The organism is Cryobacterium cheniae (assembly GCF_004403395.1).
GTDB lineage: Bacteria > Actinomycetota > Actinomycetes > Actinomycetales > Microbacteriaceae > Cryobacterium > Cryobacterium cheniae.
Window position 1 is genome coordinate 1 of record NZ_SOGN01000026.1, and the last position, 22893, is coordinate 22893.

Below are 22893 nucleotides of genomic sequence, written 5' to 3' on the forward strand. Positions count from 1 at the left end.
CCGGCCACGCCGGGCACGCCGGCCACGCCGGCCACGCCGGCACCCGCCGCCTCCACGGGCGCGGGTTCGGGCCAGGGCGGTCTCGCCCGCACCGGAGTCGAGCTGGCACCCCTGGTGGCCGGTGGAACGCTGATGCTGCTCCTCGGCGGGCTGCTGCTCGCACGCCGTCGCCGCGCGGAATTCGGAGAATCGTAGCCGACACGCACAGCATTGCCGGCGGCGCCGGTACACCTCGCTAGCCTTGGGTCATGTCGACGATCAAACATCCGGTCGGCTCCCAGCCCAGCAAGGTGTACCGGCGCCGTCGTCTCGTGGTGGGCCTGGGCCTGCTCCTCGTGCTTGTCCTCCTCATCCTGATCGTCCTGAACATCGTGCGCCCGGCCGCCGGTGACGGCGAGCCGAGCGGCACGCCGACGGCTGAGGCCACGTCGGCGGCAGCGAAAGCCTCCGCCTCCGCACCGGCGGCCGACCCGCTCAAGTGCGACCCGGCATCCGTGCAGGTCGAAGCGACCACCGACAAGGTCAACTACGAGCCGGGGGCTCAGCCGATGCTCTCACTCAGCGTCACCAACATCGGCGACGAACCGTGCGTGCTGAACGCGGGCACGGCGACGCAGGTCTTCACGGTGTCGAGCGGTCCGGATGTCTACTGGACGTCGACCGACTGCCAGCAGGAGGCGAGCGACGCCGACATCATCCTGCAACCGGGCAAACCCCTGAGTTCCGGGGCGGCGATCGCGTGGGACCGCACCCGCTCGGGCCCGGAGACCTGCGGCGACGCCACCCGCGATGCGGCGCCGGCCGGGGGAGCGGCCTACAACCTGAGCGTCACCGTCGACGGCATCGATTCGGCCACCCCGAAGCAGTTCTTCCTCTCCTGAGGGTGGTCGAGACCCCGACGTTCGCTCGTGGCGCGCCGTCCGGAGGCCCGGTGTGTCGAGACCGCGCCGGGTCAACTGGTTGAATGGAAGCCGTGACTGACGCGACTCCACCGACGAATTCCCCGGCCCTCGCCGCCGCTCTGGCCGCACAGGATGTGGTCGCCGTGGCCTATGCCCTCCGCAATGAGGTGATGATCGTTCCGCAACTGGTCGTCAACGGCAAGGCGGAACAGGTGCGTGTCTTCGGCCGTGAGGGCACCGAACGACGGATGCTGCTGCTCTTCTCTTCGGCCGAGAACTACGCCCGCATGGTGCCCGACGAGGTCGATCCGCAGGTCATGGTCGGTGACGCGCAGTGGCTCCGCGAGTTCCTCACCGTGCACCAGCAGGTGCTCGAAATGGTGTTCTTCGACATCGCCGGTCCCCACGTGATGCAGGCCGCACCGGCAGACCTGATGCGCGCCCTCGGCCCGCTGCCCGGCGAGGCAGAGCCCGGCCAGTAGCCGCCCGACCGGGCGCACGCGGCTAAAACGCGCGGTCGAGCTCGGAGTCCCATGAGGACTGGCCGGTCGCGATCGCCGCGGCCACCGCGGTGCCGATCGCCCCGGCCTCGGCATCGAGGCGGATGGTGAAGCCGAGACGGGCGGCCTCGGCCGCGCGCAGCTTGGCCGCGGACACCGGCCGCACCTCGCCCGCGAGGCTGATCTCACCGAATGCCACTGCCCCCTGGGCGATGGGCTTGTCCTTGAACGCCGACGCGATGGCGAGGGCAATGGCGAGGTCGGCGGCCGGCTCCGTGAGACGGATGCCGCCTACGGTCGACACGTAGACATCCATGCTGCCCAGCCCCGACAGGCTCGCCCGGCGCTCCAGCACGGCGAGGAGCATCGCCACCCGTGAGGAGTCCACCCCGTTGGTGACACGGCGGGGGTTCGGGGCCTGGGTCTTGATCACGAGAGCCTGCACTTCGACCGGCATCGCCCGCCGGCCCTCGAGTGCCACCGTGACGCAGGTGCCGGACACGGGGGTGGAGCCGCGGCTGAGGAACAGTGCGCTGGGGTCGGGCACCTCGGCGATGCCGTCGCCGGTCATCTCGAAGCAGCCCACCTCGTCGGTCGAGCCGAACCGATTTTTCAGCGCGCGCACGAAGCGCAGCGCCGTCTGCCGGTCGCCCTCGAACTGGCACACCACGTCGACGAGGTGTTCGAGCAGTCGGGGCCCGGCGATCGAGCCGTCTTTGGTGACGTGCCCGACGAGCAGGATGGGCAGGTTGCGGTCTTTGGCGACCCGGATCAGCGTGGAGGCCACCTCTCGGACCTGGCTGGGCATGCCTGCGAGGCCATCGGAGAGTGAGCTGGCCACCGTCTGCACCGAGTCGACGATGACGAGGTTGGGTTGCACGGCGTCGATCTGGCCGAGGATGGTGGCCAGGTCGGTCTCGGCGGCGATGTAGAGCTCGGGCTGCAGGGCCCCGGTGCGCTCGGCGCGCAGGCGCACCTGGCTGACCGACTCCTCGGCGCTGACGTAGAGCACGCGCGACTTGGCGGCCGCAGCCTTGGAGGCCACCTCGAGCAGCAGCGTCGACTTGCCGACGCCGGGCTCACCGCTGAGCAGGATGACCGAACCCGGCACGATTCCGCCGCCCAGCACCCGGTCGAACTCGGCGATGCCGGTGGGCCAGTGCGAAACGGCCGTGGTGTCGACGTGCGTGATCGGGCGGGCGATGCCCGCGCCGCTGACGCTGGCCGGCTTGAGCGCGCGCGCCAGGCTCGCCTTCTCGGTGGTGTCCACCACGGTGCCCCACTGCTGGCATTCGCCGCAGCGGCCCGCCCATTTCAGGGTGGTCCAGCCACACTCGGTGCAGCGGAAGGAGGAAACGGGTCTGGCCATTCTGCGAGCCTAGCTCGGGCCGCCGACACCACCCGTTTCCGGGGTGCCGATGACCGGCGCCGGCGCCGGTTCCGGAGCGGGGGAGGACAGGCCGGCAGGCGCGGACGAGCGCAGGATGGGAGCGGAGGAGGCCAGATCGGCAGGCGCGGCGGCGGCGGCGTCGGCAGGCGCGGCGGGCCGGATGCCCCGCACCAGATGGGTGCTCAGCGCCGGCAGAAACGCATCGGCCCAGGCCCGGTAGCCGCGGTTATTGGGGTGGAACAGGTCGCCCGCGACATGCGTGGCGACGCTGCGCAGCCCGAGCCGCTTCGTCGTGGCGTGCAGCGGCACCACGGTCAGCCGGTGCTCCGCGGCCACCTGGCGGATGATGCGGTTGGCGACGGCGACCATCCGTTCGTTGCGGGGCAGGTGGAAACAGGGCAGCTCGGCCACCAGCGCGTGCGGGGGCAGTGCCTGGAAGATCTGCCGGATCCCGGACTCGAAGACGACGGCGTCCCAGAGGGCGATGTCGTTGGCTCCGATCGCGACCGTGACGATGTCGGGAGTGAGCTTGACGAAATTGGGCAGCTGGTCGCGCACGGCCAGCTCGACCGTCGCGCCCGACACGCTCAGGTTCACCACGCGCACCGAGCGGCCGGTGGCCAGACGGATGTGATCGGTCAGGATTCCGACATACCCGCGGTGCGGGGAACTCGCCCCGATGCCCTGCGCGGCGCTGTCTCCGATGACGACGTAAAGCAGCTCGCCCTTGTCTTTGGCGCGGGTGCGCCACCAGAGCGAGTGCACCGGCAGGGTCTCATTGAGCATCACCGAGCTCTCGGCGATACGACGCTGAAAGCCCCGGTAGTTGAATAGGGCGGCGGCGCCGATACCGGCCGCCGTGGCCAGGGCGCCGGCTGTCAGGGCGAGGGAACGGGGCCAGTGGGTCGCGGTTATCACCCGGTGAGAATACCGCTCCGCGCTGGGTTCCCGCTGGTCAGGGGGCGTTCAGGGCTATTCAGGCACGGATGTCCGCATCGCGATTCGCGCAAGGCCCCCGATCTCAACTAAACTCTCCCTCGGTACCGTGTCCGAGCGGCCGAAGGTGCAACTCTCGAAAAGTTGTGTGGGGGAGACTCCACCGTGGGTTCAAATCCCACCGGTACCGCCACAGGGTTGTTCTTGGAACTGGCTGATTCTGTTCCTAGAACTCGTTCCAAAACGAATGGCCTCCGAGATTTCGGAGGCCATTCGTTGTTTCCGGGGCTGTTTTCGTTGTGGGGACGGGCGGTTTCCCCTCGGAAGTACTCGGGACTGTCGCCGAAGCGAGAATTCGCGACTCTGATCCTGTGGTTGACCGTTTTTCAGCGCTACGGATTGCCCGGGCTTGCTTTGGTTTGCTATGTCAGGCAGACCCTTGCGGCTAGGTTCGCAAGGGTACCGAGAGTTCTGCGCCGTCGGGGGAACCGGGGAGTAGCTTGAGCGGCCAATTCGCCTTGTAGTTGGAATGGCCTTCGCGGTCGCGGCGTCTCGCTGTCTTTCTGACGGGGCCCATGCCCTTGAGCGCGGCGGACGTCCGTTGCGCTACCGGTTCTGCGCGATCGGTCAGGAACTTGATGATTTTTCTGATGTTGCCGGAGACCAGCAGCATCGTGGCCAGGACTTGTTGGGCAGCGAAGCCGCGGATGCGACGGCGCGAGGAGATGTCAAGCGATTCATGTCCGGCGTCCTTCACGTATCCGTGGTAGCTCTCATCAGTGTTGCGACCGATGCGGTAGGCGTCGGACCATTCCACGGACGACTATGGATCCTGCGTGGAGGGCTGCCGCGCTGAGCGTGAGTGCACCGCCGTGCGCGAGGCCGCCGGATTCGGCGTCGGTCTTACGGCAGGACGGTGATCCGTCCCTCCGTCGTCGCGTTGACGACGCCGAGCGACTTTGCGTGGGCCATGATCGCCTCGGCGTCGCTTGGCGCTCCCGAAGCTGGGACCAGCACTGATCCTCCCGAGAACCCGGCCACGCCGTCGCCGCCACCGACGACGTAGTTTGTTACCGCCACCGAGTACGTGGATGCGACGTCGATCGGTTCCCCGGCGACCCGGACGTCGCTTACGCGTGAGCCGACGGCAGCACTGGGGGAGTAGGAGTAGGAAATCCCCGACACCTGGGGGAAGCCGCCTCCCAGAATGTCCACGTGTCCAACGCCCTGCTCGAGTGCTGCGACGATTCCGGCCCCGGACGCCTGCACCACCATGACTTTGTTATCGAAGGGTGCGATGGAGTACGCGTCCCGCGTGGTGAAGTCCGGCCCTGGTGCCTCTGCGCGCAGGCCACCACCATTCATCCACCCGATCTGGGTGCCGTGGTACGCGCGGAAGGCATCCGCTACCCAGTTGCCGAGAGCTGTTTCCTGGCGGCGGGCGGCGTTATCAGGGTTGAGCAGCGGGGTCTGGACAGTGGCGAGGACCGTGGAGAGGTTGGCCGCCATATCGGCCTCGTAGAATTTCTCGAGCTGGCGCAGACTCGGGTCCGGGGTGACCGTGTGGTCCACCTCGATCACGGACGGGGTGACGATGTACTCGCCGCCCTCTTTGGTGATGTCGAGCCGGATGAGCGAGCCGATGTTCCCCTCGGGCGCCATCAGAGGGACTCTGCCGGAGTAGGAGATGACGGACTCGTACTCAGCCATCTCCTCGCCGAAGATGGCATCGATCTCCGGTACGGCCTGCGCCAGCACCCGGTTGTCGTCCATCGAGTGCTGAGTCACTGCCACCACGACGTCCACCTTCTCTGTCGCTGTCATGTCGGCCACGGCGGCCCGTGCGGCTTCGACGGGATCGGTCTCGTCGAGTTGGTCGCTGGCCAAGGTCGTATCGATGGCGTCGGTCAGGCCGATGAAGCCCACTCGCACCTTGCCGATGCGTTGGACCTCCCACGTGCCTCCCGCCACGAACGGCTCGCCCTCAGCGTCGACCAGGTTGGAGGTGATCCACGGAAACTCCGACGCGGCAACGAGCTCGCGGGCGTTATCGATCCCGAAGTCGAAGTCGTGCTGGCCGAAGTTGGCGAGGTCTACGCCGATCTTGTTGAAGGCGTCGACCATCGGGAACCCCTTGTAAAGCCCGCCGAAGAGCGTGCCTCCGGCCAGGTCGCCGCCGAAGACGACGGATGTCGCCGGGTTGTCTTCACGCACCGTGTCGATCGCAGTGGAGAGACGGGCGACACCGCCGCGGTCCTGTCCGCCGGAGAGTACCGGGCCGATCTCGTGGGCGTCGTTGAAATACAGCAGGGTCGCGGAATTCGACGCGCGCGGGTTGTCGGCATCTGCGGCCTGATCGGGCGGGGCGGCCTGGGCCTGGGCCGGTGCAGACGCCGACAGCACTATCGCAAGGGCCGGAATGGACAGGAGCCGGATCAGTGGGCGAGGCAAGGTGTGGTCCCTTCGAATTCGGAGCGTGCGTACCCGACCAAGGTCCCCGCAGGGTGTTAACGTGACCTGTCCTGCCAAGGTCATTTCAGCGTTCTACTGATTAACAACTGACTGCACACTTTCGAGCGCGGCGGCTTCCAAAATAGCGGAACTCCTGATGGTCCGGTCGTTACTACACGGTGCAAGAACGGTGACGCCGACCGCGGACTTTCAACGACGCTTCAAACCACAAGAGCCACAGGAAGCGCATCGGAATCGACGAAGCAGGAGATCAAGGCGTGATCGTCGAGAAGTTGGAAGACGCCCCTGCGCTTCAAGAGGCAGTTCTCACGCCGTATCACGTTCTGACTATCGTGATCGAGCAGACCCCAGTCGCAAAAATCATCACCAGCGGATCTGGACAAAACTGGGATAAGCAATGGGTCGGTGCCACCGCGTAACCCCTGTCAGCCTCAAAAGTCCCCTATGGCCTGCTGAGCACCTTGAGCGGCCATTTCGCCTTGTAGTTGGAGTGACCGTCGCGGTCCCGGCGTCGAGTGGTCGCCCGTACCGGGCCCATGCCCGTTGGTGCGGTCGGTTTGCCTTGTGTTGCCTGCGTGGCATGGTAGGCAAGGAACTCAGGCCGACCTCTGATGCGTTGCCACTCGCGTTCACGGAGTTCTCCCGCCCGTGAACAGATACGCAATCATGGGTACGCTCGATGAGGCGCGTGTGCGGAACTAGTTCACGCGCCGCGCGGCGGGCAATGTCCCGTCGCGCTCGGCTCGAACGTGAAGGAAACACCGTGTCTGATCACGCAAGAATCAAGGGCCACACCGTGACCCGCACCGTGCACATCGAGGCCTCGCGCACGCGCGTCTGGAAGGCACTGACCGACCCCGAGGTGATGGTCCAGTGGTTCGGAGACGGTGTGGTGTTCGCCGCGCTCGAGCCCGGTGCTACTGGCAGCATCGACTGGGATGATTACGGCAGCTTCCCGATCGAAATCACCGAGGTGGTGCCCGACGGCTCGTTCGGTTTCCGTTGGTCGGGCATCCCCGCCGAAGAACTCGACGAGTACTCGACGCACGTGCGCTTCACCATCGCCGATGCTGGTACCGGGACGGATGTCACGGTGATCGAATCGGGCTTCGACACACTCCCCGGCGGCACCCGCTACCGTCGCGAACGTCTTGAGCAGAACCGCGAGGGCTGGGACGTCGAACTCGACGAACTCGCGCTCCTACTCGAGGGTGTCACCCAGTAGTTCACGATTACGGGGGAGTCGCTCGACGAGTGGGCCAGCCTGACTCAGGGCATCAGGGATTCAACGGCCGTCTTCAATTCCGGGTCCGACGTGAACGTTTGCGGCAGCGGCACGCGAACCACCGGGCGCAGGAACCGTCCAGTAAGAACCTGGTGAAGTGCGTTCCTTCTGGATTCCCGAAATGACCCCGACGCAGATGCGTTCCTTCACCCACGCTCCCGCACGCCCGGACAACTGGAGCCTCTTTGGAACGTCGTCCTTGCCCACGTGTTGAATGAATCCACTGCGTCGTCCGAGACTGAGGCATCGAATGAAGAAACCGATGGACAGTGCGGTGTACGGCTCGGAGCGAAGGTAGGCCAACGCGGTGACGGCGGCATGGCCGCCCATCGGAGCAGCTACCGCGCACCCCATGCGCAGATGATTCCCCGCGCCGCCTTGCACGCTGACGGAGTCTCCGGCTCCGATGATGTTGGGATACTCCTGGTGCTGCAGAGTTTCCGAGACCAGCAGCCTCCCCGCGGCATCCACAGCCAGAGCGCTCTCGCACGCCAGCGCGGGCACCGTGAAGGACCCGGCCCAGATCGTCAGGTCGCTTCGAATCTTCCGCCCGCCTTCAAGCCCCACGAAGCCCACGCCCACGTGAACAACGCGCTCGTTCTCGGTGACCTTCACGTTGAGGGACGCCAATTTCCTCTTGACGTACTTCCGGCCTCGCTGCGGCATCGAACTCAGCAACTGTCCCGCTGAAAGAAGACTTATGTCCAGCTGAGGGTTCTGTTCCGAAAGTTCCGATGCCACTTCCACTCCAGTGGCACCGCCGCCGACGATAACAATTCGATTGCCCGGTTCAAGTTTCCGAACGACTTCCCGCACCGCAAAAGCGCCCGCGTGAGTTCCCACCGAATGGGAGAAGGCGCCTCCCGGGACCGACGGGGGAGCGCCGCTGCCGACGGCGTAAATCAGGACGTCGTACGCCAGGTCGATTGAGCCTTCGGATGCTGCGATCACGATGCTGTTCCGAAGCGGCAGGATTCGGGCGACTTCACCCACGATGACATCGACGTCACGGTGGAGAACGTGGTCCAGGGGGATAGCGGCAGCGTCCGTGGTTCCGGCTGCCAGTTGGTGGAGTCGGATCCGGTCGATGAAAACCGCCCGCGGGTTGACCATCACTATGCTCACGCCGAGTCGTTCAGCCGCTGTGAGCGATGCTTGCAGGCGGTTGGCTGCCAACACGCCGGCATACCCGGCCCCGATAATGGCAACTGTTTTGGTGGTATTCATGTCGTCCTATCTTTGGCGGCGGATGCCGGGATGAGCGGGGTAGTGCGCCGACAGTCCCGGCCCTTATCGCGCGGCTGCGAGCGGAGTGGCGGGAGTGGCGGGAGTGGCGAGGATGCTCACCGGCTTGAAGCCCTTGGCGATGAGCCACACGGCGAGAGACAACTCCCACGCGAATACCGGAAGCGCTACGACGAGGCCGAGGGTGGAGAACTGGCCATAGAGGCCGAGCATCACGGCGATCGCGGAGAGGCTGATCAACGACCCGCCGACGAGCCCGAGCACGGCGATGCCACGGGGCACCAGGCGGGACGTGTACATGAGCCAAGCGAGGAACAGTGAAGCGGCACCGAGGGCGAAGTTCGGTCCGAGCAGGTAAGTCCAGTCGCGCAGGGCCACGAGCGTGGAGCCGATGGTGGAGAGTGTGGCGGGGTCGGCGTCCAGGCTTCCAGCGAACTGCTGGCGAAGCGAAACAATTGTCAGAAGGCTCAGAGTCCCGACCAGGATGATCGCTGCCTCCAGCACGCGGGCGGCGACGAACGCCAGCGCTAACCCCTCATGTTGCCGCTTCAGAATCGGGTACAGCGTGACGGCGGTCCCGACGGCGGCAATCACCAGGAGCAGTTCGAAGAGCAGGCCGAGGAGGATCGAGCCATCCGGGCCGGCGCCGGTGATGTAATCGCCGACATCTCGGATCGGACTGTAGAGGGAGGCTCCTACAATTGCGCCCACTTCGGTGAGCAGGAAGAACACACCGGCGATGACGGCGGTCGGTCTGTATAAGTTCATGACGTTCCCTTCGGATTGGAGTGGGTGGTAAGCAGTCGGAATGAAGTGTACGACGTACGCCTCTTCGTGGCAGTGTAGGGTGTACCCCGTACACTTGTCAATAAATGACGGTCTGCGGCATTGGAAGGACTCATTGGGCCAGCAAACTGAAGTCCCGAGGCGGGTGCGGTTGAACCGCGAGCGTGTGCTCGAGGCGGCCGTCACCCTTGCGGATGAGATCGGCATCGATGCGCTGAGCATGCGTCGACTCGCACAGGAGTTGGGCGTCGTGCCCATGGCGCTGTACAAACACGTCGCCGACAAGGAGGACCTGCTCGATGGAATGGTCGAGGACATCGTTCGAGAGATCGACCCTCCCGCTCTCGACACCGGCTGGCAGGACGCCATCCGGCGACGTGTGTTGTCTGCCAGGAGCGCCCTCCAACGTCATCGCTGGGCACGCCAGGCCATCGAGTCGCGGATAAAACCGACGCCCGCCGTGTTGGAATACCAGGACTCGTTCGCTGGCATCTTCCTGGCCGGTGGGTTCACCCCCGACCTGGCCCACCACGTGATGCACGCGCTCGGCGGCCGGATGTGGGGATTCACACAGGAGCTGTTCGATGGTTCAGCCAATCCGAAAGCCGATGCCCAACCGCTGGCGAGCCCCGACGCTCAGGCGGAGCTGTTCGCGCACATGGCCGCGCTCTACCCAAACATCGTGACGATCGCCAGAGCGACACCGCACGACAACGACTCTGTTGTCGGACGCGGCTGCGATGACCAATTCGAGTTCGAGTTCGCGCTCGATCTGCTGCTGGACGGATTTGAACAACTTCATCGGCGGGGATGGACGTCCGCGCGATAGCTCGATGGTGCGGGCGACGCCCGAGCCGACGTCGGCAAAGGTCAACTCGTTCCACGATGAATGGCCGCCGAGATTTCGGAAACCATTCATCGTTTTCCGGGGCAGGCAACGAGAGCTTGTGGCGCCCGGTCCGCCCGCCGAACCGTGAGTTCGGCCCCCTTTCCGTGAGTTTTCAGGGGCGTTACTCACAGTTCGGCGAATCTTCAGGTCGCCGCGGGGCGGGAGCGACCGCTGGCGGGCGCCTAAACGTGGCCGCCTGCACACGGGCGCCTAGACGCGAGCGCGCTGCAGGGACTGGGTGATGCGGCTGGCTTCCTCGAGTAGCAGCTGGCCGAGCATCTCGCGTCGATCCGGCGTGAAACGACGCTCAATTCCGGTCAGTGACAGCGCCCAGCCGGGCTGGCCGGACCGGTCGAAGATCGCCGCGCCCATGCCCCAGCTGCCCTCCAGGATGAGCCCCGGGTTGACCGAATAGCCGGTGATCCGGATCTGCTCCAGATTGGCCCGGATGGCCTGGGGCGAGTGGTTCTCGCCCCAGCGTTCGACGAAGGCGGCGTCCTGCACGAGGAGCTGCTCGATCTCGGGCTCCGGCAGGTAGGCGAGAATGGCCAGCCCCGCCGACGCGACCCCGAGCGGCAGACGGAGCCCCTCGTGCAGCACGAAGGACCGAATCGGAAAACTGCCCTCCTCGCGCAGCAGACAGACGGTTTCCGCGCCGCGCCGGATGGAGAGGAACGCGCTTTCGCCGGTCTCCTCCGTGAGTCGGAGCAGGCTCGGCCGCGCCAACTCCTCGATCGGGTAGCGGTGTGCGGCGACTGTGCCCATCACGAAGATCTCCGGCCCGTAGTGCCAGGTGTGCCGGACCGGGTCATGGTCGAGCAGGCCCGCGGCGGCCAGAGAACTCAGCAGCCGGTGCACGGTAGGGCGGGTCAGCCCGGAATCCCGCACGATCTCGGCCAGGGGAGTCCCGGCGGGATTGCGCCCCACGAGCTGCAGGATGCGGGCGATCCGGGTGACCACCTGGGCTCCCTGCACGGGCACGGACTGATGACGTGTGATGCCGGTCATGGGCGACTCCTGTCCATAATGTGGATGAAAGCAAGACTAGTGTTCATGCCGTGGATACCCAATGAATCAGGCCTGATCGCCGTGATTGACAGCTCCGCGGGAAGCCACCTAACATGACGGACAGATGTCCTGTCCACAAAATGGATAAATTCACGGATGCTCAACGAGGAGAATTCCATGACCAAGGTCCGGTCCAGCGCAAGCGAAGCTCTCGGCGACGTCCTCCGCGACGGCATGACACTGGCCGTCGGGGGCTTCGGTCTCAGCGGCATCCCGGCCGACCTGATCGACGCCGTGCGGGCATCCGGTGTGAAAGATCTCACCGTGGTGTCCAACAACATGGGCGTCGACGGCAAGGGCCTCGGCGTGCTGCTCGAGGCCGGGCAGGTGCGACGCGTGATCGCCTCCTATGTGGGCGAGAACAAGCTCTTCGCCGAGCAACTGCTCGACGGCCGGCTCGAGGTGGAGTTCAGCCCGCAGGGCACCCTGGCGGAGCGGCTGCGCGCCGGCGGGGCCGGCATCCCCGCGTTCTACACGAAAACCGGCGTGGGAACCCTGATCGCCGAGGGCAAGCCGCTGGCCGATTTCGACGGGGAGACCTACCTGCAGGAACGGGCGATCATCGCGGATGTCTCCCTCGTGCACGCCTATCGGGCCGACACCGAGGGCAATCTCGTCTACCGCTACACCGCCCGCAACTTCAACCCGGTGGTGGCGACCGCCGGCCGCGTGACGATCGCCGAGGCGGAGGTGATCGTGCCGCGTGGCGAGATCGATCCGCACGACGTGGTGACGCCAGGGGTGTTCGTGCAGCGGCTGGTGCAGGCCTCGAATCGGATCAAGGACATCGAGCAGCGCACGGTGCGCCCGCGCCCCGCGGCCGTGCCGTCCTGACGGTCCCGCGCCTCCGAAACCCACCGACTTCACCGACGACCCACCGACTGCAAGGAGTCAGACCATGGCATGGACGCGCGATGAGATGGCCGCGATCGCGGCCGAGGAACTGAGCGACGGCGACTACGTGAACCTGGGCATCGGCATCCCGACGCTCGTCGCGAACAACCTGCCGGAGGGCGTGCAGGTGACGCTGCAGAGCGAGAACGGGCTGCTCGGCATGGGCCCGTTCCCGTTCGAGGGCGAGGAGGATGCCGACCTCATCAACGCCGGCAAGCAGACCGTCACGGTGCAGCCCGGCGGTTCGATCTTCGACTCCTCGGCCTCGTTCGGCATGATTCGCGGCGGTCACATCCAGGTGGCCATTCTCGGCGCCATGCAGGTCTCGGGCCGGGGCGACCTGGCCAACTGGACCATCCCGGGAAAGATGGTCAAGGGGATGGGCGGCGCGATGGACCTCGTCGCCGGAACGCCCCGCGTGATCGTGCTCACCGAGCACACGGCGCGGGACGGCTCGGCGAAAATCGTCGACGAGTGCACCCTCCCTCTGACCGGTCTGAAGGTCGTCGACCGGATCATCTCCGACATTGCCGTCTTCGATGTGACGGATGCCGGACTCCTGCTGCGGCGGCTGGCTCCCGGCGTCACCGTCGAGGAGGTCCGGGCCACGACAGAGCCGGACTTCACCGTCACCGTCGACGTCGACCTGAACGCCGACCTGAACGGGGCGACCGCCTGAGCCGGACCGGCACGGAGTTCCGCTCCTGAAAGGCCCCAGGCGCGCGTTACCCCGCGTGAGCGCGGGCGAAGGCGGATGCCGCGGCAACCTGCTCCGGCGTCGGGCGCACCCCGGTATAGCGCTCGAATTGTTCCGCCGCCTGGAGCGCGATGACCTCGGCTCCCGTGATCACGGTTTTCCCTGCCGCACGCGCGGCGAGGATGAGCGGCGTCTCGGCGGGCAATGCCACAACGTCGAACACGGTGGTCGCGTCGGCGATCGTCTCAGCGGAATAGGACAGGTCGTTCGCCTCGGCCCCGCCCGTCATCCCGATCGGGGTGACGTTGACGAGCAGCGGCGCGGTGAGACCGGCCGGCTCGGCCGCCCAACGGTAGCCGAGCTCGGCGGCGAGCGCCTGCCCCCTGGCTTCGTTCCGGGCGATCAGGGTGCCGTGCTCGAACCCGGAATCGCGAAAGGCGGCGGCGACGGCCTTCGCCATCCCGCCGCTGCCGCGAAGCAGGAACGGGGTGGCCGGATCGATGCCGCGCGCTCGAATCAGATCGGCGGCGGCGATGTAGTCGGTGTTCGAGGCCCGCAGACATCCGTCGTCGTTGACGATCGTGTTGATCGACGCGATGGCGCTCGCCGAGGCGTCCATTTCGTCCACCAGCGCGATGACGTCTTCCTTGAAGGGCATCGAGACGGAGCAGCCACGGATGCCCAGCGCACGCACCCCGCCGATCGCGGCGGCGAGATTCGTCGTGGTGAACGCCTTGTAGACGAAATCGAGCCCCAGCTCCGCGTAGAGGTAGTTGTGGAAGCGCGTGCCGAAATTGCTGGGCCGGGCGGCGAGGGAAATGCACATGCGGGTGTCTTTGTTGAGCAGGGGTTGCAGGGTCATGGTTTCCAGCTTAGGAGCGCGAACGGGAACCCCTGCAACCCTGAACTCCTGCGGGGCCGCTCACGCCCACAGGCTGATGCCGAGCTGGAGGCGCGCGTCGCGGCCCAGCACAGCCTGCCCCATCAGCGGGATGGGGACCGGCAGCTGCCACTGCCCGTCGGCGGACTTTCCTGGTGCCCAGTCGAGCTCGTTGGGCAGTTCTGCCTGTTCGGCGATCCGGCCGACCAGGGTGCTGTTCCACTCCCAGGTCACGCTTCTGGCCGCGCCGTTGTCGTTCACCTCGACGTCGACGATGAGCGTGTCCTGCCAGTCCGCGATCTGCTCGAGATGGTCCCCGAATCCGAGGATGCCGCCCGTTTCCTTGAGCGAGATGATCTTGAGGTCGAGGGCGTAGCGGCATTTGCGCACGTTCTTCGGCTGCAGGAAGATCGTCAGCAGCGGCAACGGTGACATGGGCCCGGAAATGCCCTTCTCCGTGGCGTTCAAATCAATCGGGCAATAGTGATCGGCCGTTTGCTCATGAATCAACACGGGCACGCCACGGATGGCCAGCCTGGCCTCGCCCTGCCAGATACGGTCCTTGCGATCGAGCTCCAGCCCGTGCAGGCCGACCTCCACCCGCAACCCGCCGAACAGGAAGCGGGAGAGATTCTGGTACGTTTCCTCGGAATTGACCAGGCCGTATCGACCCGAGTGGGAGCGGTGGATGTAAGCCCGTGCGGCCCCGTAAACGTAGGCGTTGCGGACCGCGACCAGGCCATCGCTCTGCACGCCCATGACCGCGGACGACAGCCCGGCGGCCACGGAATAGTCCCGCGAATTCGTGCCGACGATGCTCAGGATGCGGGAGGGTGGGAAAGTGCCCACCATGCGCCTGGGGTCCCACCGGCCCGTCTTCGGGTCGGTCTCCCGGGCGAAGTCGTGGCCGTCCGGAAGCATGTATTCCTGCATGTGCCGGGGGGCGAAGATATCGCTGCCCAGCGGGCCGAACCGGTCCATGATCCAGCCGCCGATCGGCCCACCCAGCTCGGGGGAGATGCCTCCATGCGGGGTTCCGATCGTGCAGAGCTTCGACACGGCTTCGGCGGGGTCGGCCAGTTCGCGCTGCAGGGCGGTGCGGCAGATCAGCCCACCCATGGAGTGGGCCACGAGGTAGACCGGTGGTGCGCCGCGGGTCTTGGCCCGCACCAGGTCGATGAAATCGACGAGCCCCTTGGCCGCGCGGCCGATGTCGTACGATTGCGGCTCGACGCCGAATGTGCCCGCCGCGGCGTCGTAGAACCGGTAGATCCAGACGGAGTCCGGTTCCAGCGAGCCAGGATCGGCATTGATCAGGACGTTCTGCTGGCTGCCGGCCACTTCGATCCGGTACTGCTGGTCCTTGACCAGTCGCAGCAGCGGACCCTCGTACTGATAGAACCTCGGCTGCCCGCCGGCCCCCACCCGCACATGGGTCGAGCCCTCGTTGAAACCGTAGAACGGATCATCTGCCGCGTCGTCCATGGCATTCTGGCCGCCGGCAAAACCACGCACATAGATGACGGGGTAGCGCTCGCTCATCGGGTCTCCATTCATGTCACGCTTTGCGGCAGGGCCCAGTGCCGGTCAGGGTGACACGACCGGAGGCGGACGGCAAGAGTGCGACGGTTCTGCGCCAGACAACAACCGCACTGCGCGCTGGGACAAACGGGCCGGGCATCCGCTGGATAGGTTCAGAGAACTACCGGACTCAAAGTGGAGGACCCATGGACACCTACGACAATCTCCTTGCGACGATCACGCCGGCTTCGGGCCCGACGAGAGAAATCCTCGATCCCGCAACGGGAGCGGTGGTGGGCCTGGCCCCCGTGGACACCGCCCGGGACCTCGACCGCGCGGTCACCGCCGCCGGGGCGGCTCAGCCGGCCTGGGCGGCCCTGGGCCACGCGGCGCGCAGCGACATCCTGAACCGAGTGGCGGATGCGATCGACGCCGCTGCCGAGCCGCTCGCCGAACTGCTCTCCCGCGAACAGGGCAAGCCGCTGAACGGGCCGAACGCCCGTTTCGAGGTCGGTGCGTCATCCGCCTGGCTGCGTGCCACTGCGGCGACGCCGCTCGAGGCCGAGGTGGTCGTCGACGACGGCCAGGTCCACGCCGAGGTGCACTATCGCCCGATCGGCGTCGTCGCCGCGATCGGCCCCTGGAACTGGCCCATGATGATCGCGGTCTGGCAGATCGCGCCGGCGCTGCGGATGGGCAACGCTGTCGTGGTCAAGCCCTCGGAGCACACCCCGCTCAGCGTGCTGGGCCTCGTCGCGGTGATGAACCAGGTGCTGCCGGCCGGCCTGTTGACGGTGGTGTCGGGCGACCGCGAAATCGGTGCGCGCCTGTCCACCCACCCGGGTGTGGGCAAGGTGATGTTCACCGGTTCGACCGCCACCGGCAAGGCGATCATCCGAAGTTCCGCCGACACCGTCAAGCGACTCACCCTGGAGCTCGGCGGGAACGACGCCGGCATCGTATTGCCCGACGTCGACCCGAAGGCCATCGCCCAGGACTTGTTCTGGGGCGCTTTCATCAACACCGGACAGACCTGTGCCGCACTGAAGCGCCTCTACGTGCACGACGACGTCTACGACGCTGTCTGCGAGGAACTCACCGCCGTCGCCGCTGCCATGCCGATGGGGAATGGGCTCGACGAGAAAAACGTTCTGGGTCCGCTGCAGAACCAGGCGCAGTTCGACATCGTGTCCCGCCTCGTCGAATCGGCGAAGGAGTCCGGCGCCCGCGTGCTGATCGGGGGGAACCCCGACCGCGACCAGCCGGGTTACTTCTACCCGACCACTCTCATCGCCGACATCGACGGCGCCAACCCGCTCGTCGTCGAGGAGCAGTTCGGGCCGGCGCTGCCGATCATTCGGTACACCGACCTCGACGCGGTGATCCGGGAGGCGAACAGCCTGGATGTCGGCCTCGGCGGTTCGGTGTGGTCGGCCGATCTCGGAAAAGCCCGGGAAGTCGCGGCCCGTCTCGAGACCGGCACTGTCTGGATCAACGGGCACGGCGGCGTGCACCCGATGATTCCGTTCGGCGGCTCCAAGCAGTCGGGCTACGGCCTGGAATTCGGCGTTGAAGGTCTCAAGGCGCTCGGGGTGCCCCAGGTGATCAACGGCTGACCGGCCGCGCCCCTCGACCATCGCCGTTCACCGCACCGAGTGCGGTGAACGGCGATGGTCGTCGTGTCCCGCTAACCCCTGACCGAACCGCGTCGGTAGAGTATTCGAGGGGTGAAAGACGATGGATGCTGAGCCGCGCGAGACCGCGAGCACGACGATCGGTCTACTCCTGCGCCATGTGCGGGAGCGGGGCGGGGACGGAGCCGTCACCGAGGTGCTCGCCCGGTCGGGCGTGCACCAGGATGCCGCGACTCTCCAGAACACGTCAACGTGGGTCAGCTACGCCACTCGCATTCGGTTGTTCGAGGCGGCAACCATGGTGCTCGGCGACCCGAGCACCATGTTCACGGTGGGCACCGGCGCGGTCCGGGGCGACATCCATCCTGTGCTCGTGCAGCTGCTGAGCACGTTCGCCTCACCCGGGGCCATCTTCCGCCAGATGCCGCGGATGGTGCCGAAGTTCACCACGACGTCCACGGTCGATGCTCTCCAGATCGGCAAGACCCGGGCGACCGTGCGCTACCGCCTCCACGACGGCTATCGCCCGTCCCGACTCGACTGCCAATACGCCCAGGGGCTGTTATCGTCCGTGCCGGCCATCTTCGGCCTCGCCCCCGCCCTGATCAGCCACCCGCAGTGCCAGTCGGACGGCTACCCGGCGTGCGAATACGTGCTGACCTGGTCGACGCGGGCGCACTGGTGGTCGTGGCGCACGCGGAGCCGCTGGGTGGAGTCATCCCTCGGCGCTTTGCGCGACAAGGTGCGGGAAGTCCAGCTGGCCGCCGCTGACCTCGTCAATAGCGACGACGTCGACGAGGTGCTCGCACGGATCGTCGATCGAGCCGCCGCCGCGGTGCTCGCGCCGGCATACCTGCTCATCGTCGAACCAGCCGCGGGCGGCAGGCCGCTGGTGCGCCACCGCGGACTCAGCGAGGAAGACGCCGACGATCTCGTGGCACGGATGCTGCGCGGCGAGCCATTGGACGAACGCGCGCTGGTCGTCGACATCGCTTCCAACCGCAAAATCCACGGGCACCTGGCCGCCGTCTTCGCGGACGGACACACCGCGATGTTCGGAGATCGGGCCCTGCTCGCGGCCTACGCCGGACACGCCGCGGCAGCCCTCGACCTGTTCACGGCGCTCGAGGAGTCCCGCCGGGAGGGGCTCCGCACGGCCGCACTACTCAGCCTCGCCCACCGACTGGCGACCAGCGACAGCGTGGAGGCGATCGCGGACGTCGTCGCGTCGGCACTGGCGACGATCGTCGGCAGCGACGCGGCAGCCGTGCTCCTGTGGGATGCCGACCTCGGTGAGCTCCGGCCTGCCTCGGCTGTCGGCTTCCAACCGGCCGAGCGGGAACTGTTCCTGAGCACGACACTGACTGTGGAGCAGACCCCGGAGCTTCTCGGCGTTCTCAGACGGCAGGAACGCATTCTGATCGCCTCCGACGACGCCAGTCCGGCCCTGGCGGAGCTGCTGCGCTCCATCGGTTCACACAACGTTGTCGCCGTGCCCCTTCTTGCCGGGGATGTGCTGATGGGCGTCGCGACGGCCAGCTGGGTCGACCCCGTGGCAGCCGATGTCCTGGCCGAGGCCATCACCCTGGTCGAAGGTGTCAGTCATCAGGGTGAAACGGCCATGCAGAAGGCCCGGCTGCTCGAGACCGTGAGGCATCAATCCCAGCACGATACCCTGACGGGCTTGCCCAACCGGGCCCTGTTCGCGCTACTGCTCGACACCGCGTTGGCAGAGTGCCGGCCGCACGGCCGCACGGCGGTCCTGTTCTGCGACCTCGACAATTTCAAACGTGTCAATGACCGGCTGGGCCACCGTGCCGGGGACGAGCTGCTGCGGCAGGTCGCGGCTCGCCTGCGCGCCGAGATCCGAACCAGCGATACCATCGGCCGTCTCGGCGGCGACGAGTTCGCCGTGCTGGTCACCGATCTCGACGGGGAGGACTCGGCCGTCGAGCTGGCCCGCCGCGTCGTCGACTGCCTGAATCCGCCCTTCCACCTGGCCGGCCAGAACGTGCGCATCTCCGCCAGCGTGGGAGTGGCGTCGCACCGGGGGCCGGGAGGCCGCGGCGAGCAGCTCCTCGACGCGGCCGACGCCGGGATGTACGACGCGAAGAGAACGGGACGGAATCAGATCGCCGGCACCGGCACCGTGGCACAGGGGAGCATACCGCCGGGCATCGAATCGCCGGAGGGCACCGACCCGTCGCTGCTGGTGGAACTGGCCCGCGCGGTGGAGTCGAACCAGATGAGGCTGTACTACCAGCCGGTCGTGGACATCTCCCGGTTCGGTGACGAGACGGTGGTCGGTGCGGAAGCCCTCATCCGGTGGGAGCACCCGCGACTTGGTGTTTTGGCCCCGGGCGTGTTCCTGCCGCTCGCGCAGGAACGGGGTCTCATCACCGAGCTGGACCTGTGGGTGATTGCGACCGCCTGCCGGGACGTGGCCGCGTGGCCGCAGCTGGGCGTCCGGCCTCTGCGCGTGGCGGTCAACCTCGACGCCGCGACCCTCCTCGACCGCAGACTCGTGCCCACGGTTCGCGCGGCACTCAACCGCAACGGCCTCGCACCGGAGCGGCTCACCCTCGAGGTGGTTGAGAGCAGGTCGCTCATCGACCTGCCCGGCATCGTCGAGCGCCTCGTGGAGCTGCGGCGCCTGGGCATCCGCATTTCCCTCGACGATTTCGGCACCGGCTTCTCGACCCTGACCTGGCTCAACACCCTGCCCGTCGACCAGATCAAGATCGACCGCAGTTTCATCACGGATCTCCCGGACGCCACCGCCGTCTCCCTCGTTGAGGGGATCCTGGCGCTGGCTTCCAAACTCGACGTGGAGGTGATCGCCGAGGGGGTGGAGACCACGGAGCAGCTCGACAGTCTCCGCAGCAGCGGCGTCGTGCTCGCCCAGGGCTACCTGCTGGGCCGACCGAGCGCGACCTGGGACGCGGTGGCCGGGAGCCCCGTTGGCGGCGGCGCGGAGCCTAGTCAGCCCGGTCCGGCCGAGCCCAGCCCGGACCGGCGCACTCACCGTTCACTGCGATGACCGGCCACCGGCGAGCGGCGAGTGCCGCACGTCAGATGGCGGCCCACCCGCCGTCGACGGGCAGGATCACGCCGTTGACGTTGCTCGCGTCGGCGCTCGCCAGCCAGGTGATTGAGGCTGCCAGCTCCTCGGACTCCGCGAACGACGGGATGATCGACAGGAGCGGTCCGAGGCGTTCCTGGGCCCAGGCCGACTTGAACGGTGCCTCGATGTTGGTCTTCACCGCTCCCGGCGCCACGGCGTTGGCCCGGATTCCCTTCGGCCCGTAAACGACGGCGACGCTCTTGGTCAGTCCGTTGACCGCGTGCTTGGAAGCGGAGTAGGCGACACCCGAAGCGGATGCCCGCAGGCTGGCCTCCGACGACACGTTCACGATCGCGCCGTGGCCGGCCTCGATCATGCCCGGCAGGACCGCGCGGGTGAGTCGCATGATCGAGGTGAGGTTCACCGCGAACACGCGCTCCCAGGTGGCGTCGTCGACTTCGGCCAACGGCAGGAATGAGTCCATGATGCCGGCCACATTCGCGAGCACGTCGACCGCTCCGCCGGCCGCTGCGAGCAGCGCCTGCGAGGTCTCCTCCAGCGCCACGTCGCCCACGAGGGTGACGATGCCGAGGTCCGGGAAGTCGGCGATCAGCTGGTCCAGCCGATCCTGGGAGATATCGCTCGCGATGACCCTGGCTCCCTCGCTGGCGAAACGGATGGCCGTGGCGCGCCCGATCCCGGACCCCGCGCCGGTCACAATGGCCGTCTGGCCCCGGAAACGGTTCGGGATGAATGCGGTTGTCATGGAGTGCTCCTCTGTGAACGCGCGGCCGCCGGAATGCGGCACCTGTCACTCACTAGTAGCACTCGCTGCCCCAACCTGCCATGGCGGAGGCTGCGGGCCAGGTCAGTCGATCCGGGCCACGGTGACCGCGATCCCGGCCACGTCCGGGTTCCCGTGCTGGCCGAGCTGCTCCGTGATCGCGTTGTGCACACGGCGGCTCACGTCGATGGCCGCGTAGGGGGCGGTGACGCCGATCTTGACCGCGATCTCCAGGCCGCCCTTCTTCTCGTCGACCGCGACGGGGCTGTTCGATTTCGGCCGGCCGGTCACGGCTTCAACGGTGGTGGCGATCACCGAAGCGACCACGGTCGCCACGAGCGGCGCCGCCGAGTACAGTGCGTCCACGCCGGGGACGGCCCGCACCGCCTCGTCGAGTTGGTCGGTCAGCGCGGACGACAACCCGGCGTCGGACGTCACCGGCCCCGGTGCAGTGGCGTCACTCATCGCTGCTCGCTTTCACCGGCGCAGGTGCCGGGACTTGGTACAGGTCACGGATGGTGATGTCGACGGCTTCGACCGCGAGTTCCGTGTGCTGGCTCAGCGCGGCGTAGACCGACTCCCGGAGCTGATCGGCGAGCGACGGAATGATCTCGCCTTCCAGAACCGTGGCATCCACGCGCACGATGACGGGTGCGCCCGGCACGCTGACATCGCCGTCCAGGTGGCATCGTCCGACGATGATGTTCGGCACGCTGTCACCGGCGGCACGCAGGATGCCACGCACCGCACCTTCGGTCACGATCAGGCGAGCGGAGGGTGAGGGATGGCTGATCGGGATATCGCGGCCTGCGCGCGCCTCGAGATTGATGTGCTGCAGAATCGAGTTGACCCAGCTGTCCTCGCGCTCGGATTCGCGTTCCACGTCCTTTTTGAGCAGGGCACGGTGCGTGTTCCGGAGCCGCTGCATGCCGCGCAGGGCGATCTGGCACTCGGGGGAGCCGTCGATGCTCGGGTCGGCCGGGGTTCGGTCCCGGTCGAGGTAGTCGCTCAGCTCTTCGAAGGTGTGGCCGGCGAGCGCGTCGGAGGAGGTCATCGCCATTCCTCCATCTCTTGGAGCAAGGTTTTCCGGGCACGGGCGAGGAGGCCGCGAACAGTCGAGACGGGAAGCTCCAGTTCCTCCGCGATTTCGCCGTAGCTGCATTCCGCGAGCTCTCGCAGCATCCAGCAGCGGCGCTGGTCTTCGGGTATATCGGCGAGGGCACGCGTCAGCGCTTCCGTTTGGGACTCCGCCTCGGCCAGTCTATCCGGCGAATGACGCTCCGGGGTCGGTGCGTCGGTGAGGTCGATATTGACATGCGGGCGCCGGGCACGGATCCGGTCGACGCTCTTCCGGCTCACGATCCGCATCAACCAGCTCTTCACGGCGGCGCCGTTGTCAAGGGTGGGCAGCTGCTGCCACGCGGTGATGAAGGACTCCTGCACGACGTCGTCCATCTCATCATTCGATCCGAGGACCCGGCTGGCATACACCCGCATCAGCGGGCCGTAGCGACGAACGAGTACCTCGAACGCCCGCACGTCCCCGTCCGCGGCGCGATCGGCCAGGACCTGGTCGGAGAAGGACTCCAACGGTGACGCGAGCGGGGCCCGGGTCGTTGGCATAGCTCCTCCGCCCTTCCGCCCGCCGTGTCCAAAAAAACATCTGATAAACCACGCGTGACAAATATGGCACAAACCACGTCCTATTGACGACAGCCTCTGTCAGCCCCGTACCCGAAGGATGCCCGATGTTCTACTCGCCCGCCGTCGACGAAACCGTACCCACCGGCTCCGTCCCGCCCACGTTCGATGCACTTCTCGTCGGTCCGACCGATGATGATGGCGGCTCCGGGGCATCGATGGATACGCCCGCGTACGTCTGGCGCACGCGCGCCTGGCTTCCCCCCACGAAGCACCAGCGGGGGACGGTGTGAAGAAGGCTCGCG

Annotated in this window: 24 protein-coding genes and 1 tRNA gene; 12 read left to right on the forward strand and 13 right to left on the reverse strand. The window is 66.9% G+C overall.

The window, feature by feature from the left end; translation table 11 throughout:
* From E3T23_RS04365 to E3T23_RS04375, 3 genes are all read left to right on the forward strand, one after another.
* On the forward strand, positions 1 to 195 hold a 195-nt coding region (locus E3T23_RS04365; protein WP_134369193.1), incomplete at its 5' end, for an LPXTG cell wall anchor domain-containing protein.
* A gap of 53 nt (positions 196 to 248) precedes the next feature.
* A complete protein-coding gene (locus E3T23_RS04370) occupies positions 249 to 881 on the forward strand; it encodes a hypothetical protein (RefSeq protein ID WP_134369194.1) in 633 nt (210 codons plus the stop codon).
* 92 nt (positions 882 to 973) lie between these two features.
* A complete protein-coding gene (locus tag E3T23_RS04375) occupies positions 974 to 1384 on the forward strand; it encodes a dehydrogenase (protein ID WP_241977595.1) in 411 nt (136 codons plus the stop codon).
* A gap of 22 nt (positions 1385 to 1406) precedes the next feature.
* Here the strand turns inward: E3T23_RS04375 and radA are convergent, their stop codons facing one another.
* Both radA and E3T23_RS04385 read right to left on the reverse strand, forming a co-directional pair.
* On the reverse strand, positions 1407 to 2771 hold the full coding sequence (gene radA, locus E3T23_RS04380; RefSeq protein WP_134369196.1) for a DNA repair protein RadA: 1365 nt from the start codon (positions 2769 to 2771) through the stop codon (positions 1407 to 1409).
* Positions 2772 to 2780: 9 nt separating this feature from the next.
* The gene (locus tag E3T23_RS04385; protein WP_241977596.1) at positions 2781 to 3710 is read right to left on the reverse strand and encodes an SGNH/GDSL hydrolase family protein; all 930 of its coding nucleotides are present in this window, start codon (positions 3708 to 3710) and stop codon (positions 2781 to 2783) included.
* A gap of 121 nt (positions 3711 to 3831) precedes the next feature.
* On the opposite strand from E3T23_RS04385, the gene E3T23_RS04390 reads away from it, so the two are divergent.
* Positions 3832 to 3921: transfer RNA gene (locus tag E3T23_RS04390), tRNA-Ser, on the forward strand.
* 252 nt (positions 3922 to 4173) lie between these two features.
* On the opposite strand, the gene E3T23_RS04395 is transcribed toward E3T23_RS04390, so the two are convergent.
* Together E3T23_RS04395 and E3T23_RS04400 are read right to left on the reverse strand one after the other, a co-directional pair.
* Positions 4174 to 4545, reverse strand: coding sequence for a hypothetical protein (locus E3T23_RS04395; RefSeq protein WP_134369197.1), 372 nt, complete (start codon positions 4543 to 4545; stop codon positions 4174 to 4176).
* Between the two features lie 86 nt (positions 4546 to 4631).
* A complete protein-coding gene (locus E3T23_RS04400; RefSeq protein WP_134369198.1) occupies positions 4632 to 6179 on the reverse strand; it encodes a bifunctional metallophosphatase/5'-nucleotidase in 1548 nt (515 codons plus the stop codon).
* Between the two features lie 278 nt (positions 6180 to 6457).
* Between E3T23_RS04400 and E3T23_RS15150 the strand changes: the two genes are divergently transcribed.
* Positions 6458 to 6619, forward strand: a complete 162-nt coding sequence (locus E3T23_RS15150) for a hypothetical protein (RefSeq protein WP_166806199.1) — start codon at positions 6458 to 6460, stop codon at positions 6617 to 6619.
* Between the two features lie 344 nt (positions 6620 to 6963).
* Complete coding sequence (locus E3T23_RS04405; RefSeq protein WP_166806200.1) at positions 6964 to 7425, forward strand: SRPBCC domain-containing protein; 462 nt, start codon at positions 6964 to 6966, stop codon at positions 7423 to 7425.
* 60 nt (positions 7426 to 7485) lie between these two features.
* Here E3T23_RS04405 and E3T23_RS04410 read toward each other — a convergent pair whose 3' ends face one another.
* Entirely contained in the window at positions 7486 to 8712 is a 1227-nt protein-coding gene (locus E3T23_RS04410; protein WP_134369200.1) for an NAD(P)/FAD-dependent oxidoreductase, read from the reverse strand.
* A gap of 63 nt (positions 8713 to 8775) precedes the next feature.
* Positions 8776 to 9498 carry a DUF4386 domain-containing protein gene (locus E3T23_RS04415; protein ID WP_134369201.1) on the reverse strand — a complete coding sequence of 241 codons (723 nt, stop codon included), beginning with the start codon at positions 9496 to 9498 and terminating at the stop codon, positions 8776 to 8778.
* A gap of 169 nt (positions 9499 to 9667) precedes the next feature.
* Here E3T23_RS04415 and E3T23_RS04420 point away from each other — a divergent pair, with 169 nt between their 5' ends.
* Positions 9668 to 10345 (forward strand): TetR/AcrR family transcriptional regulator C-terminal domain-containing protein, encoded by a 678-nt coding sequence (locus E3T23_RS04420; protein ID WP_241977597.1) that lies wholly within the window; start codon positions 9668 to 9670, stop codon positions 10343 to 10345.
* 270 nt (positions 10346 to 10615) lie between these two features.
* Here the strand turns inward: E3T23_RS04420 and E3T23_RS04425 are convergent, their stop codons facing one another.
* Positions 10616 to 11413 carry an IclR family transcriptional regulator gene (locus E3T23_RS04425; protein ID WP_134369203.1) on the reverse strand — a complete coding sequence of 266 codons (798 nt, stop codon included), beginning with the start codon at positions 11411 to 11413 and terminating at the stop codon, positions 10616 to 10618.
* Positions 11414 to 11590: 177 nt separating this feature from the next.
* Here E3T23_RS04425 and E3T23_RS04430 point away from each other — a divergent pair, with 177 nt between their 5' ends.
* Positions 11591 to 12307, forward strand: a complete 717-nt coding sequence (locus tag E3T23_RS04430) for a CoA transferase subunit A (protein ID WP_134369204.1) — start codon at positions 11591 to 11593, stop codon at positions 12305 to 12307.
* A 64-nt stretch (positions 12308 to 12371) separates the two neighbouring features.
* Entirely contained in the window at positions 12372 to 13046 is a 675-nt protein-coding gene (locus E3T23_RS04435; RefSeq protein ID WP_134369205.1) for a CoA transferase subunit B, read from the forward strand.
* A gap of 46 nt (positions 13047 to 13092) precedes the next feature.
* Here E3T23_RS04435 and E3T23_RS04440 read toward each other — a convergent pair whose 3' ends face one another.
* Both E3T23_RS04440 and E3T23_RS04445 read right to left on the reverse strand, forming a co-directional pair.
* Complete coding sequence (locus E3T23_RS04440; protein ID WP_134369206.1) at positions 13093 to 13926, reverse strand: shikimate 5-dehydrogenase; 834 nt, start codon at positions 13924 to 13926, stop codon at positions 13093 to 13095.
* Positions 13927 to 13986: 60 nt separating this feature from the next.
* A complete protein-coding gene (locus tag E3T23_RS04445; RefSeq protein ID WP_198416178.1) occupies positions 13987 to 15486 on the reverse strand; it encodes a lipase family alpha/beta hydrolase in 1500 nt (499 codons plus the stop codon).
* 185 nt (positions 15487 to 15671) lie between these two features.
* Between E3T23_RS04445 and E3T23_RS04450 the strand changes: the two genes are divergently transcribed.
* Together E3T23_RS04450 and E3T23_RS04455 are read left to right on the forward strand one after the other, a co-directional pair.
* The gene (locus E3T23_RS04450; protein WP_134369208.1) at positions 15672 to 17081 is read left to right on the forward strand and encodes an aldehyde dehydrogenase family protein; all 1410 of its coding nucleotides are present in this window, start codon (positions 15672 to 15674) and stop codon (positions 17079 to 17081) included.
* A 121-nt stretch (positions 17082 to 17202) separates the two neighbouring features.
* Positions 17203 to 20139 carry a putative bifunctional diguanylate cyclase/phosphodiesterase gene (locus tag E3T23_RS04455; RefSeq protein ID WP_166806201.1) on the forward strand — a complete coding sequence of 979 codons (2937 nt, stop codon included), beginning with the start codon at positions 17203 to 17205 and terminating at the stop codon, positions 20137 to 20139.
* Between the two features lie 31 nt (positions 20140 to 20170).
* Here the strand turns inward: E3T23_RS04455 and E3T23_RS04460 are convergent, their stop codons facing one another.
* The 4 genes from E3T23_RS04460 to E3T23_RS04475 form a co-directional block, all read right to left on the reverse strand.
* Positions 20171 to 20929 carry an SDR family NAD(P)-dependent oxidoreductase gene (locus tag E3T23_RS04460; RefSeq protein WP_134369209.1) on the reverse strand — a complete coding sequence of 253 codons (759 nt, stop codon included), beginning with the start codon at positions 20927 to 20929 and terminating at the stop codon, positions 20171 to 20173.
* Positions 20930 to 21031: 102 nt separating this feature from the next.
* Entirely contained in the window at positions 21032 to 21412 is a 381-nt protein-coding gene (locus E3T23_RS04465) for a hypothetical protein (protein ID WP_134369210.1), read from the reverse strand.
* A complete protein-coding gene (locus tag E3T23_RS04470; RefSeq protein WP_134369211.1) occupies positions 21405 to 22001 on the reverse strand; it encodes an Asp23/Gls24 family envelope stress response protein in 597 nt (198 codons plus the stop codon). The genes E3T23_RS04465 and E3T23_RS04470 overlap by 8 nt, the downstream gene beginning before the upstream one ends.
* A complete protein-coding gene (locus E3T23_RS04475) occupies positions 21998 to 22570 on the reverse strand; it encodes an RNA polymerase sigma factor (RefSeq protein WP_134369212.1) in 573 nt (190 codons plus the stop codon). The genes E3T23_RS04470 and E3T23_RS04475 overlap by 4 nt, the downstream gene beginning before the upstream one ends.
* Before the next feature lie 125 nt (positions 22571 to 22695).
* Between E3T23_RS04475 and E3T23_RS04480 the strand changes: the two genes are divergently transcribed.
* Complete coding sequence (locus tag E3T23_RS04480; protein ID WP_134369213.1) at positions 22696 to 22881, forward strand: hypothetical protein; 186 nt, start codon at positions 22696 to 22698, stop codon at positions 22879 to 22881.
* Positions 22882 to 22893 lie beyond the last annotated feature (12 nt).

Bases quoted from the DNA above. Each gene is read 5' to 3' on its own strand.
- E3T23_RS04370 (WP_134369194.1), top strand. From the start codon at position 249: ATGTCGACGATCAAACATCCGGTCGGCTCCCAGCCCAGCAAGGTGTAC.
- radA (WP_134369196.1), bottom strand. From the start codon at position 2,771: ATGGCCAGACCCGTTTCCTCCTTCCGCTGCACCGAGTGTGGCTGGACC.
- E3T23_RS04410 (WP_134369200.1), bottom strand. From the start codon at position 8,712: ATGAATACCACCAAAACAGTTGCCATTATCGGGGCCGGGTATGCCGGC.
- E3T23_RS04415 (WP_134369201.1), bottom strand. From the start codon at position 9,498: ATGAACTTATACAGACCGACCGCCGTCATCGCCGGTGTGTTCTTCCTG.
- E3T23_RS04425 (WP_134369203.1), bottom strand. From the start codon at position 11,413: ATGACCGGCATCACACGTCATCAGTCCGTGCCCGTGCAGGGAGCCCAG.
- E3T23_RS04430 (WP_134369204.1), top strand. From the start codon at position 11,591: ATGACCAAGGTCCGGTCCAGCGCAAGCGAAGCTCTCGGCGACGTCCTC.
- E3T23_RS04435 (WP_134369205.1), top strand. From the start codon at position 12,372: ATGGCATGGACGCGCGATGAGATGGCCGCGATCGCGGCCGAGGAACTG.
- E3T23_RS04440 (WP_134369206.1), bottom strand. From the start codon at position 13,926: ATGACCCTGCAACCCCTGCTCAACAAAGACACCCGCATGTGCATTTCC.
- E3T23_RS04445 (WP_198416178.1), bottom strand. From the start codon at position 15,486: ATGAGCGAGCGCTACCCCGTCATCTATGTGCGTGGTTTTGCCGGCGGC.
- E3T23_RS04450 (WP_134369208.1), top strand. From the start codon at position 15,672: ATGGACACCTACGACAATCTCCTTGCGACGATCACGCCGGCTTCGGGC.
- E3T23_RS04455 (WP_166806201.1), top strand. From the start codon at position 17,203: ATGGATGCTGAGCCGCGCGAGACCGCGAGCACGACGATCGGTCTACTC.
- E3T23_RS04460 (WP_134369209.1), bottom strand. From the start codon at position 20,929: ATGACAACCGCATTCATCCCGAACCGTTTCCGGGGCCAGACGGCCATT.
- E3T23_RS04465 (WP_134369210.1), bottom strand. From the start codon at position 21,412: ATGAGTGACGCCACTGCACCGGGGCCGGTGACGTCCGACGCCGGGTTG.
- E3T23_RS04470 (WP_134369211.1), bottom strand. From the start codon at position 22,001: ATGACCTCCTCCGACGCGCTCGCCGGCCACACCTTCGAAGAGCTGAGC.
- E3T23_RS04475 (WP_134369212.1), bottom strand. From the start codon at position 22,570: ATGCCAACGACCCGGGCCCCGCTCGCGTCACCGTTGGAGTCCTTCTCC.
- E3T23_RS04480 (WP_134369213.1), top strand. From the start codon at position 22,696: ATGTTCTACTCGCCCGCCGTCGACGAAACCGTACCCACCGGCTCCGTC.